13 protein-coding genes are annotated in these 10,719 nt (G+C 69.3%); 9 read left to right on the top strand and 4 right to left on the bottom strand.

Translation table 11 applies throughout. The features are described from left to right. Positions 1-97: 97 nt before the first annotated feature. From AB3X43_RS06175 to AB3X43_RS06215, 9 genes are read left to right on the top strand one after another with little or no spacing between them, the layout of a single operon-like run. A complete protein-coding gene (locus tag AB3X43_RS06175) occupies positions 98-679 on the top strand; it encodes a YqgE/AlgH family protein (RefSeq protein WP_369428990.1) in 582 nt (193 codons plus the stop codon). Further along, the gene (gene ruvX / locus AB3X43_RS06180; RefSeq protein ID WP_369428991.1) at positions 676-1,128 is read left to right on the top strand and encodes a Holliday junction resolvase RuvX; all 453 of its coding nucleotides are present in this window, start codon (positions 676-678) and stop codon (positions 1,126-1,128) included. The genes AB3X43_RS06175 and ruvX overlap by 4 nt, the downstream gene beginning before the upstream one ends. Beyond that, the gene (pyrR, locus tag AB3X43_RS06185; RefSeq protein WP_369428992.1) at positions 1,125-1,625 is read left to right on the top strand and encodes a bifunctional pyr operon transcriptional regulator/uracil phosphoribosyltransferase PyrR; all 501 of its coding nucleotides are present in this window, start codon (positions 1,125-1,127) and stop codon (positions 1,623-1,625) included. Before ruvX ends, pyrR begins: the two co-directional genes overlap by 4 nt. Further along, positions 1,625-2,587, top strand: coding sequence for an aspartate carbamoyltransferase catalytic subunit (locus tag AB3X43_RS06190; RefSeq protein WP_369428993.1), 963 nt, complete (start codon positions 1,625-1,627; stop codon positions 2,585-2,587). Before pyrR ends, AB3X43_RS06190 begins: the two co-directional genes overlap by 1 nt. Continuing rightward, positions 2,584-3,891, top strand: a complete 1,308-nt coding sequence (locus tag AB3X43_RS06195) for a dihydroorotase (RefSeq protein ID WP_369428994.1) — start codon at positions 2,584-2,586, stop codon at positions 3,889-3,891. The genes AB3X43_RS06190 and AB3X43_RS06195 overlap by 4 nt, the downstream gene beginning before the upstream one ends. Next, positions 3,891-4,652, top strand: coding sequence for a lysophospholipid acyltransferase family protein (locus AB3X43_RS06200; RefSeq protein WP_369428995.1), 762 nt, complete (start codon positions 3,891-3,893; stop codon positions 4,650-4,652). The genes AB3X43_RS06195 and AB3X43_RS06200 overlap by 1 nt, the downstream gene beginning before the upstream one ends. A gap of 54 nt (positions 4,653-4,706) precedes the next feature. Beyond that, positions 4,707-5,030, top strand: coding sequence for a DUF1840 domain-containing protein (locus AB3X43_RS06205; RefSeq protein ID WP_369428996.1), 324 nt, complete (start codon positions 4,707-4,709; stop codon positions 5,028-5,030). Between the two features lie 40 nt (positions 5,031-5,070). Further along, positions 5,071-5,706 (top strand): YbhB/YbcL family Raf kinase inhibitor-like protein, encoded by a 636-nt coding sequence (locus AB3X43_RS06210; RefSeq protein ID WP_369428997.1) that lies wholly within the window; start codon positions 5,071-5,073, stop codon positions 5,704-5,706. 4 nt (positions 5,707-5,710) lie between these two features. Continuing rightward, on the top strand, positions 5,711-6,397 hold the full coding sequence (locus AB3X43_RS06215) for a histidine phosphatase family protein (protein WP_369428998.1): 687 nt from the start codon (positions 5,711-5,713) through the stop codon (positions 6,395-6,397). A gap of 34 nt (positions 6,398-6,431) precedes the next feature. On the opposite strand, the gene ruvB is transcribed toward AB3X43_RS06215, so the two are convergent. The 4 genes from ruvB to AB3X43_RS06235 form a co-directional block, all read right to left on the bottom strand. Further along, positions 6,432-7,508, bottom strand: coding sequence for a Holliday junction branch migration DNA helicase RuvB (gene ruvB, locus AB3X43_RS06220; protein WP_369428999.1), 1,077 nt, complete (start codon positions 7,506-7,508; stop codon positions 6,432-6,434). Positions 7,509-7,565: 57 nt separating this feature from the next. Further along, on the bottom strand, positions 7,566-8,141 hold the full coding sequence (ruvA, locus tag AB3X43_RS06225; protein ID WP_369429000.1) for a Holliday junction branch migration protein RuvA: 576 nt from the start codon (positions 8,139-8,141) through the stop codon (positions 7,566-7,568). 43 nt (positions 8,142-8,184) lie between these two features. Next, entirely contained in the window at positions 8,185-8,856 is a 672-nt protein-coding gene (locus AB3X43_RS06230; protein ID WP_179633104.1) for a response regulator, read from the bottom strand. A 145-nt stretch (positions 8,857-9,001) separates the two neighbouring features. Further along, positions 9,002-10,719 (bottom strand): sensor histidine kinase (locus tag AB3X43_RS06235; protein WP_369429001.1); only part of this gene is annotated, 1,718 nt, incomplete at its 5' end.

Raw genomic sequence — 10,719 nt, forward strand, 5'->3', positions numbered from 1 at the left:
AACCAGACCAGGGCGCGGTCCACGGGGTCCAGACGGGGAGGGGGCGGGAGCAGGCTGTGCATGTCCGCCAGTTTGCGCGATCGGTACAATCCGCGCCATGTCCGCCCTTGGCAGTATCAACCTCACCAACCAGTTCCTGATCGCCATGCCCGGCATGGCGGACGACAGCTTCGCCGGCTCGGTCGTCTACCTGTGCGAGCACACCGAACGCGGCGCACTCGGGCTGGTGATCAACAAACCGATCGACATCACGGTCAGCAACCTGTTCGAGCGCGTGGACATGACGCTCGACCGCCCGGACCTGGCCGACACGCCGGTCTACTACGGCGGCCCGGTGCAGACCGAGCGTGGTTTCGTGCTCCACGACCGCCAGGCCGACGACCACGTGCCCTACACCTCGTCGCTCTCGGTCCCCGGCGGACTGGCGATGACGACCAGCCGCGACGTGCTCGAAGCGCTGTCGGGTGGCGAAGGCCCCAAGCGCGTGCTGATCACGCTGGGCTACGCCGGCTGGGGTGCCGGACAGCTCGAAGACGAGATGGCGCGCAACGGCTGGCTCAATGTGGACGCCGATCCCGCCGTCATCTTCGACACGCCGGTCGAGCAGCGCTACCACCGTGCGCTGGCGCTGCTGGGGGTCGATCCGGCGATGCTGTCGCAAGACGCGGGACACGCATGACCGCGGCGGACACCCCGCCCGCGCGCACCCCGCCGCTGCCGCCGTCCCGCCCGCACCAGACCTTCCTCGCCTTCGACTACGGGCTCAAGCGCACTGGCGTGGCCAGCGGCAACCGCCTGCTCGGCCATGGCACGCCGCTGACGACGGTCGCGGCCGAGGGCGATGCGCGCTTCGTGACGATCGCCGCGCTGATCCAGGAATGGCAGCCGGACGCGCTGGTGGTCGGCATCCCCTTCCACCCGGACGGTGCTGCCCACGACAATACCCGCCGCGCGCAGCGCTTCGCGCGCCAGCTGCAGGGCCGCTTCCGGCTCCCGGTGTTCGAGGTGGACGAGCGTTACAGCACCACCGAGGTGCTGGCCGGTGGGGCCCGCGATGCCGACGCGGCGGCGGCGGCCCTGCTGCTGACCCAGTATCTGGATGAACAAGAACGAAAGGAACCCCGATGAGTCTGCACCTTGACGCCGAGGCGCTCTACACCGAGCTGCTGGCCGGTGTGCGTGGCCTGATCGTGCCCGACGTGGTGCTGGTGGGCGTGTGGTCGGGCGGTGCCTGGCTGGCCGAACGCCTGCAGCGCGACCTGGGCCTGGCGACGCCGCACGGTGTGATCTCCAGCACCATGCACCGCGATGACTTCGGCTCCCGCGGCCTGGGTTCGACCACCGACGCGACCAACCTGCCGTTCTCGGTGGATGGCCGCCCGATCGTGCTGATCGACGATGTGCTCTACACCGGCCGCACCATCCGCGCCGTGCTCAACGAGCTGTTCGACTTCGGCCGCCCGGCCTCGGTGCAACTCGCGGTGCTGGTCGATCGGGGCGGGCGCCAGTTGCCGATCCAGCCGGCGTTTGCCGCTGCCCGCATCGCGCTGCCGGCCACGCAGCAGATCGCGCTCGACCGCGACGCCGCCGGCCGCTTCCGCTTCACCGTCCAGGAGACCCGCTGATGCTGTCGCGCCGCAATCCCCAGCTCAACAAGCACGGCGAGCTGATCCACCTGCTGTCGATCGAAGGCCTGCCCAAGGCGGTGCTGCACCACATCCTCGACACGGCGTCCACCTTCCTGTCGGTCAGTGACCGCGAGGTGAAGAAGGTGCCGCTGCTGCGCGGCAAGTCGGTGTTCAACCTGTTCTTCGAGAACTCGACCCGCACCCGCACCACCTTCGAGATCGCTGCCAAGCGCCTGAGCGCGGACGTGATCAATCTGGACATCGCCAAGTCGAGTGCGTCCAAGGGCGAGAGCCTGCTCGACACCATCGCCAACCTGAGCGCGATGCACGCCGACATGTTCGTGGTCCGCCACAGCGAGTCGGGCGCCCCGTACCTGATCGCGCAGCACTGCGCGCCGCATGTCCACGTGGTCAACGCTGGCGACGGCCGGCACGCGCACCCCACCCAGGGGCTGCTCGACATGTACACGATCCGCCACTACAAGAAGGACTTCACCAGGCTGCGCGTGGCCATCGTCGGCGACATCGTGCACAGCCGTGTCGCGCGCTCGGACATCCACGCGCTGACCACGCTGGGCGTCCCGGAGATCCGCGCCGTCGGGCCGAAGACGCTGGTGCCGGGCGACCTGCGCGAGATGGGCGTGCGTGTCTGCCACGACATGGCCGAGGGCATCCAGGACGCCGACGTCATCATCATGCTGCGCCTGCAGAACGAGCGCATGAGCGGCGCGATGCTGCCGAGCGCGGGCGAATACTTCAAGAGCTATGGCCTGACCGAGGACAAGCTCGCGCTGGCCGCGCCGGACGCGATCGTGATGCACCCGGGGCCAATCAACCGCGGCGTGGAAATCGATTCGTCGGTGGCCGACGGGCGGCACAGCGTGATCCTGCCGCAGGTGACCTTCGGCATCGCGGTGCGCATGGCGGTGATGTCGATCATCGCGGGGAACGAAGCATGAAGATCCTGATCAAGCACGGCCGCGTGATTGACCCGGCCTCGGGGCGTGACCAAGTCACCGAGGTGGCGATCGCCGCCGGCCGCATCGTCGGCATCGGCCGCACGCCGACCGATTTCCACCCGAACCGCACGCTGGATGCCGCTGGCTGCATCGTCGCCCCCGGCCTGGTCGATCTGGCCGCCCGCCTGCGCGAGCCCGGCCAGGAGCAGAAGGGCATGCTGGAGAGCGAGCTGAACGCGGCAGCGGCCGGCGGCGTGACCAGCCTGGTCTGCCCGCCCGACACCGATCCCGCGCTCGACGAGCCGGGCCTGGTCGAGATGCTCAAGTTCCGCGCCCGCAAGCTCAGTCTGTGCCGGCTGTTCCCGCTCGGTGCGCTGACCAAGGGCCTCAAGGGCGAGACGCTGACCGAGATGGTCGAGCTGACCGAGGCGGGCTGCGTCGGCTTCTCGCAGGCCGAGGTGGCGGTCAAGGACACGCTGGTGCTGCAACGCGCCATGCTCTACGCCTCGACCCACGGCTACACCGTCTGGCTGCGCCCGCAGGACTACTGGCTCGGCAAGGGCGTCGCAGCCAGCGGCGGCGTGGCCACGCGCATGGGTCTGTCGGGCGTGCCGGTGGCGGCCGAGACGATCGCGCTGCACACGATCTTCGAGCTGATGCGCTCCACCGGCGCCCGGGTCCACCTGTGCCGGCTGTCGAGCGCGGCCGGGGTCGAGCTGCTGCGCCGCGCCAAGGCCGAGGGCCTGCCGGTGACGGCGGACGTCAGCATCAACTCGCTGCACCTGACCGAGATCGACATCGGCTACTTCAACCCCGCCATGCGCCTGACGCCGCCGCTGCGCCAGGGCCGCGACCGCGACGCGCTGCGCGCCGCACTCGCCGACGGCACGATCGACGCACTGGTGTCCGACCACACGCCGGTCGAGGGCGACGCCAAGACGCTGCCCTTCGCCGAGGCCGAGCCAGGCGCGACCGGGCTGGAACTGCTGCTGAGCATGGCGCTGAAGTGGGGCGCGGACGTGGGCCTGTCGCTGCCGGCGACGCTGGCACGGGTCACGTCGGACCCGGTGCGCGTGCTGGGCGATGCGCTGGGCTCGTTGTCGTCGAGCGCCGGCCGGCTGGTCGAAGGTGGCGTGGCCGATGTCTGCGTGTTCGACCCGGACGCCCTGTGGCCCGTCACGCCGGATGCCCTGCTCAGCCAGGGCAAGTACACGCCGTTTGCCTTTGCCGACACCGGCATGGCGCTGCCCGGCCGCGTGCGCACCACGCTCGTGGCGGGCACCGTCGCCCACGAGACGCGCTGATGGTGCTGCGCCGCGTGCGTGCGGTCTGGCGCCTGGGCCGGGTGGTGGTGCACATCCTGCACGGCGTCTGGGTGGCGTGGCGCGAGTTCGACGGCGCCAGCGCCGCGCACCGCTGCGCCCGCATCCAGTGGTGGTCCGCCAAGCTGCTGGCGCTCCTGGGCATGCGCCTGCAGCCCATGGGGCGCTTCCAGCTCGGTCCCCAGCTCCTGGTCGCCAACCACGTCTCGTGGCTCGACATCGCCGCGGTGCACTCGGTCTGTCCGCAGGCGCGTTTCGTGTCCAAGTCCGACGTCAAGGCCTGGCCGGTGCTCGGCTGGCTGATCGGCGCTGCCGGCACGCTGTTCATCGAGCGCGAGAACAAGCGCGACGCGCTGCGCGTGGTGCACCAGTCGGCGCAGGCGCTGCGCGAGGGGGACACGGTCGCCGTCTTCCCCGAAGGCACGACCTCCGATGGCCACCACCTGCTGCCCTTCCACGCCAACCTGCTGCAGGCCGCCGTCGTCACCGGCACGCCGCTGCAGCCGCTGGCGCTGCGCTTTTCCGATCCGGACCATGCCGTCAGTCCGGCAGCGGCCTACATCGGCGACACGACGCTGGCCGAGAGTCTCTGGACCATCGTCTGTGCCGAGGGGCTGGTGGTGCACATCGACATCCTGCCGCAGCAGCCCGTCGAGGGGCTCGACCGGCGTGCGCTGGGCGAGGCGGTGCGCACGCAGATCGCTGCGGCACTCGGTGTGTCCGCTGACAGCGCGGCGCACTGAGCCTGCTGCACAATCGTTCCATCCCATCGAACCCGATGACGCAGGAGGATGTCCATGCTCTACAAGTTCAAGTCCAAGGCCGCCGGTGATCTGATCATGACCGCACCGGTCGGCGACCGCATGATGGCGCTGGTGGGCCGTGCACCCGCGGCACAGGGCATCTTCCTGGTCGCGCAGATGCCGGCCGCCATCGCGGCGCTGGAGCAGGGCATCGCCGACGAGGAGCATGCCCGCCGCGAAGCCGAGGCCGAAGCCGCCGCCGAAGGCCGCACGTTGCCGCCGCCCAAGGACGTCAGCCTGCGCCAGCGCGCCTGGCCGCTGATCGAGATGCTCAAGCGCGCCCACGAGGCTGACAAGGACGTCGTCTGGGGCGTCTGACGCTGCAGGCCCAGGCACTGAACAACGAAGAAGACCCGACATGCAACTGCACAGCGACAGCCTGACCGATGGCGCTGCCATCCCCGCCCGCCACGCCGCCGGACGCCCGGACGCTGCCAGCAGCGTCACGTTCTCGGACAACGTCAGCCCGCACCTGGCGTGGAACGATCTGCCCGCCGGCACGCGCTCGCTGGTGCTGGTGTGCCACGACCCGGACGTGCCGAGCCGCGGCGACGATGTGAACCAGACCGACCGTGAAGTGCCGGCTGATCTGCCGCGGGTGGACTTCTTCCATTGGGTGGTGGTCGATCTGCCGCCGACGCTGGCTGGCGTGACCGAAGGCGAATTCAGCCATGGGTTCACCGCACGTGGCAAGCCCGGCCCGGCCACGCTGCATGGCGCCCGCCACGGTCTGAACGACTACACCGGCTGGTTTGCCGGCAACCCGGACATGGCCGGCGACTACTTCGGCTACGACGGCCCCTTCCCGCCGTTCAACGACAGCCTGCTGCACCACTACGTGTTCACGCTGTATGCCACCGACCTGGACCGCTGTCCCGTCGAGAGCGCGTTCACCGGTGCGCAGGTGCGCGAGGCGATCGCCGGCCATGTGCTCGGTCAGGCCAGCCTCACGGGCACCTACACGCTGAACCGCCGTCTCGGCGCCGGGATCTGAACCGATGGGCCACGGCAGCAGCACCCGCATCCTGGCCATTCGCCACGGCGAAACGGCGTGGAACGTCGACACCCGCATCCAGGGCCAGCTCGACATCCCGCTGAACGACACCGGCCTCTGGCAGGCCGAGCGGACGGCCGAAGCCCTGGTCGACGAGGAGATTGCGGTGCTGTACGCATCCGATCTGGTGCGCGCAGCGGCGACAGCGGACGCGATCTCCCGGCGCATGGGGTTGCCGGTGCGGCACGACACCGGGCTGCGCGAGCGCCATTTCGGGCTGTTCCAGGGCCGCACCGTCGCCGAGATCGAGGCGATCCACCCCGATCTGGTCAAGCGCTGGAAGTCCCGCGAGCCGGATTTCGAGCCCGAGGGTGCCGAGTCGCTGCGCACCTTCTACGCCCGCTCGATCGAGACTGCGCACCGGCTGGCGGCGGCGCACCCCGGGCAGACGGTGGTGATGGTCGCGCACGGCGGTGTGCTCGACTGCCTCTACCGCGCCGCCTGCGGCATGCCGATCGAGGCGCCGCGCACCTGGCAGCTCGGCAATGCGAGCATCAACCGGCTGCTGTTCACCGGCACGCGGCTGACGATGGTCGGGTGGGGGGACACGCAGCACCTCGACGGTGCAGCGCTGGAAGAAAGCAGCGATGGCGGGCGCAGCGGCAGCACGCCCGCACACAGTCTGTCCTGAAGCGGTTGAAATGGCCGAGTGGCGGGCGGCGGGCCTACTCGCCGAACAGCTCACCCGCGGCGCCGAGCGCCCCGGCCTTCGTCGGTGGCGTGACGCCCAGGTGCCGGTACGCGGCCAGCGTGGCGATCCGCCCGCGCGGCGTGCGCTGCAGATAGCCCTGCTGGATCAGGTACGGCTCGATCACGTCCTCGATCGTCCCCGAATCCTCGCCGATCGCGGCCGCCACGTTGTCCAGCCCGACCGGCCCGCCGTCGAACCGGTGCACGATCGCTTCGAGCACCTTGCGGTCCATCACGTCGAAGCCCTTCGGATCCACGTCCAGCATCGTCAGCGCCTTGTCGGCGATCAGCTTGACGATGCGCCCGTCGCCCTTGACCTCGGCGTAGTCGCGCACGCGGCGCAGCAGGCGGTTGGCGATGCGCGGCGTGCCGCGGGAACGGCGGGCCAGCTCCATCGCCCCCTCGGCGTCGATCGGCGCGCCCATCAGCCCGGCCGAGCGCGTGACGATGCGGCAGAGTTCCTCGGGCGTGTAGAACTCCAGCCGCGCGATGATGCCGAAGCGGTCGCGCAGCGGGTTGGTCAGCATGCCGGCGCGGGTGGTGGCGCCGACCAGCGTGAAGGGCTGCAGGTCGAGCTTGATCGAGCGCGCCGCCGGGCCTTCGCCGATCATGATGTCGATCTGGTAGTCCTCCAGCGCCGGGTACAGGATTTCCTCGACGACCGGGCTCAGCCGGTGGATCTCGTCGATGAAGAGCACATCGTTCTTCTCCAGGTTGGTCAGCATCGCCGCCAGATCCTTGGGTTTCTCCAGCACCGGGCCGCTCGTCTGGCGCAGGTTCACGCCGAGTTCGGCCGCGATGATGTGCGACAGCGTCGTCTTGCCGAGACCCGGCGGGCCGAAGAGCAGCACATGGTCGAGGGCCTCGGAGCGCTTCTTGGCGGCCCCGATGAAGATCTCCAGCTGCTCGCGTGCCTTGGCCTGGCCAACGTATTCATCGAGCAGTTTCGGGCGCAGGGCGCGCTCGATCGCCTCTTCCTGCGGGGTGCTGGGTGCCGCGCTGACGATGCGCTTGGACGGGGCGGGGGCGAAGTCGTCGGTCTGGATGGCCATGCGGGCGATTGTCCGTCAAAGGCCTGCTCGCAGGCGCTTGCGGGTGCGAAGGACTGGTTATTTCGCCAGTGATTTCAGCGCTGCCTTGATGCCGTCGCTCACGCCGATGTCTGTCGGCAGCAGCTTGATCGCTGCCGCTGCTTCCTTCTCGTTGTAGCCCAGCGCGATCAGCGCCTGCACGATGTCGGACTGCGCATCGGTCTGCGCCGCCGCACCCGGCAGCGCCAGATCGGGGCCGAGCTTGCCCTTGAGTTCGAGCAGCAGCCGCTCGGCGGTCTTCTTGCCGATGCCAGGCACCTTGACGAGGCGGCCGGCCTGCTGTGTGCTGACCGCCTGCGCCAGTTCCCCTGCGCTCATGCCCGAGAGGACCGCCAGCGCGATCCGCGGGCCGACGCCGGTGATGCGGATGAGCTGGCGGAAGGTCTCGCGCTCGGCGGGCGTGAGGAAGCCGTAGAGCAGTTGCGCGTCCTCGCGCACGACGAAGTGCGTGTGCAGCGTGACGCGCTCGCCGAGGTGCGGGAGGTGGTAGAAGGTGCTCATCGGGACGTCGACTTCGTAGCCGACGCCGTTCACATCGATGAGGATCTGGGGCGGGGATTTTTCCGCCAGGGTGCCGGTGAGTCGTCCGATCATGGGGCGCGATTATGCGCGGGGCGACCCGCCGGCCTGGGGGCCATCAGCGGCGGAACAGGCCCAGGCGCTGTGCTTCCAGCGCTGCTTCGGCGCGCGAACTCACGTTGAGCTTGCGGTAGATCTGCTTGACGTAGTCGGCAATCGTGTGGCGGCTCAAGCCGAGCTGCACGCCGATTTCCGGCAGCGTGAAGCCCTTGGCCACCCGCAGCAGCACCTCGCGCTCGCGCTCGGTCAGCTGCACATTGGGCATGAGCGTGTCGGCGGCGGGGTAGGGCTGCAGCGCCGGCTTGTTGGCCTGGGCCGAGAAGTAGGAAATCATCCGGCGCGCGATCGACGGCGACAGTGGTGGTTCGCCCTGGCTGATGCGCTGCAGGTGTTCCATCAGCTGCTCGCGCGGCTGCTCTTTGAGCAGGTAGCCGTAGGCACCGGCTTGCAGCGCGGGGAAGAGGTGGTCGTCGTCGTCGTGGATGGTGACCACCACCGACTGCGCATCCGGCTGCGACTCGCGCAGCGCCTGCACCACCTTGACGCCCGAACCGTCGGGCAGACCGAGGTCGATCATCGCCAGATCGAAGCGGTGGGCGGTGACCTGCTGCAACGCGTCGTGGACCCGTGCGGATTCGACCACGGTCGAACCGGGAAACACCTGCATCACCAGGGCGCGCAGCCAGGCGCGGATTTCGGGAAGGTCTTCGAGCAGCAGAATGGTTTTCATGGGCTTTCCTCGGGCGGACCAGGTGGCCTGCGCACTGTCGGATGGCAGTGTGACGTCTATATCGGCCGCCACAGGGGGAAGATGAACTTGGTTACGAAAATGCCGGACATTCGTGAACGATGACGACCTGTTGGGCTCGGTAGCTTCACAGCGGCAGTGTCAGGCGGATCGTCGTGCCGTAGCCGGGGCCGGATTCGACCAGGCACTGGCCCTGCAGCTGCTTGGCGCGGCCCTTCATCGTGGACATGCCGTGGCCGCGGTCGAGCTTGCCGTCCAGTTCCATCGGAATGCCCTTGCCGTTGTCGGAGATGGTCAGCTCGAAGTCGTTGATGTCCTGGCGGATCGAGATCTCGGCGTGGGTCGCGCCGCTGTGCTTGAGGATGTTGCTCACCGCCTCGCGCAGGATGCGTGTGGTCTGCACATACGCCCGCGCGCTCATCGCCCGCTCGCTCATCAGCAGGTCGTCGGGCGTGTTCCAGTTCAGCTCGACGCCGCCCTGCGACATGCGCATCATCACCTCGCTGCGCCAGTCGCCGATCGCGTCACCGAGCTGCATCGCGCGCCCGCCCAGGCCGCGCACCGACAGCCGCATCTCTTCGAGTGCTTCGCGGCCGAGGGTGGCGATGCGCTCGTTGTCGCTGGTATGGACGATGGTCAGCAGCTTGGCACCCAGGTCGTCGTGCAGGTCGGCGGCGATGCGCTTGCGCTCCTTGGCGGTGACCTGCTCGACGCGGAGTTCGGCCATGTGGCTGTAGTTCTTCTCGATGTCGGCGGAGATTTCCTGCACCCGGCGCTCGGCCTGCGCGCGGCCCTGCTCGGCGACGAGCACCTCGCTGCGCAGTTGCTGGTACAGGCGCAGCACCATGCCCGAGAACATCACCATGGCCGCGATGCTCAGCGCATGGTTGCCCGGCAGCAGCAGCGTGACCGGCACGAACAGTGCTTCGAAGAGCAGCACGAACAAGCCCGTGACCAGGGCCGCGCAGACCACCCAGAAATCGGCCGGCGAGAAGTTCCAGGCCCGGTGCAGGAAGGCGGCAGTCGCGGCCGCGACTTCCAGCGACAGGATCACCGTCCAGGGATGGGTGATCATGCTGATGCGGTCGGGGGCGGCGATCACCAGGCTCAGCGGCACGACGATGCTCTGCAGCGCCACCGACAGCTCCAGCCAGCGCACCTTGATGCCGCTGTAGCGCATCAGCGAGAGGATGCTGGCCACGGCGACCGGCGGCATCAGCGCGCCGATCAGCCACTCGTGGGCGACCACCGACATCGGCAGCCGCGCACCCGTCAGCAGCGCGCACAGCAGCGCCCAGCCCACGCTGGCCGCGCCGAAGTAGCCGAGGTAGGGCAGGCGGCTCAGCGTCGCCAGCGCCAGTGCCGCCGCGCCGACCAGCCCGGCCAGCAGCGCCAGCGCCTGGGTGGCACTGACGTTGAAGGTGCGGGCACGGCGCAGTTCCTCTTCCAGCACATCCATGCGCCCGATGCGCACCGGCGACAGGTAGCCCGCGTGTTCGCTCACGGCGACCTGCGAGCGCACCTGCGCGGAAATCTGGATGTCGAGCTGGTTGTCGGCGCGCTTCAGCAGCGCCGGCGGCAGTGTGATCAGCACCGGATCGAGGCAGTTGTAGGGCTGCGGCGCCGACACGTTGCCGCGGGCGGCGAGGCGGAACCCGTTGATGCGCACTTCGTAGGCGGCGCACAGCCGCTCGAAGTAGAGCCCCTGCATCGTGGCCGGCGACGGGCTGGCGGGCAGGTCGAAGCGCAGCTGGTACCACAGCGGCGCGGTGAGCTTGGGCGAATGGTTCCAGGCGTCCGGCAGCGTGATCAGCCGCGCGGCACCGGTGACCGGCAGCTCGCGGG

Origin of the sequence: Sphaerotilus sp. (assembly GCF_041083715.1) — a bacterium.
Lineage (GTDB): Bacteria > Pseudomonadota > Gammaproteobacteria > Burkholderiales > Burkholderiaceae_C > Sphaerotilus.

Coding starts and splice junctions, on each gene's coding strand:
- AB3X43_RS06175 (WP_369428990.1), top strand. CDS start 98: ATGTCCGCCCTTGGCAGTATCAACCTCACCAACCAGTTCCTGATCGCC.
- ruvX (WP_369428991.1), top strand. CDS start 676: ATGACCGCGGCGGACACCCCGCCCGCGCGCACCCCGCCGCTGCCGCCG.
- pyrR (WP_369428992.1), top strand. CDS start 1,125: ATGAGTCTGCACCTTGACGCCGAGGCGCTCTACACCGAGCTGCTGGCC.
- AB3X43_RS06190 (WP_369428993.1), top strand. CDS start 1,625: ATGCTGTCGCGCCGCAATCCCCAGCTCAACAAGCACGGCGAGCTGATC.
- AB3X43_RS06195 (WP_369428994.1), top strand. CDS start 2,584: ATGAAGATCCTGATCAAGCACGGCCGCGTGATTGACCCGGCCTCGGGG.
- AB3X43_RS06200 (WP_369428995.1), top strand. CDS start 3,891: ATGGTGCTGCGCCGCGTGCGTGCGGTCTGGCGCCTGGGCCGGGTGGTG.
- AB3X43_RS06205 (WP_369428996.1), top strand. CDS start 4,707: ATGCTCTACAAGTTCAAGTCCAAGGCCGCCGGTGATCTGATCATGACC.
- AB3X43_RS06210 (WP_369428997.1), top strand. CDS start 5,071: ATGCAACTGCACAGCGACAGCCTGACCGATGGCGCTGCCATCCCCGCC.
- AB3X43_RS06215 (WP_369428998.1), top strand. CDS start 5,711: ATGGGCCACGGCAGCAGCACCCGCATCCTGGCCATTCGCCACGGCGAA.
- ruvB (WP_369428999.1), bottom strand. CDS start 7,508: ATGGCCATCCAGACCGACGACTTCGCCCCCGCCCCGTCCAAGCGCATC.
- ruvA (WP_369429000.1), bottom strand. CDS start 8,141: ATGATCGGACGACTCACCGGCACCCTGGCGGAAAAATCCCCGCCCCAG.
- AB3X43_RS06230 (WP_179633104.1), bottom strand. CDS start 8,856: ATGAAAACCATTCTGCTGCTCGAAGACCTTCCCGAAATCCGCGCCTGG.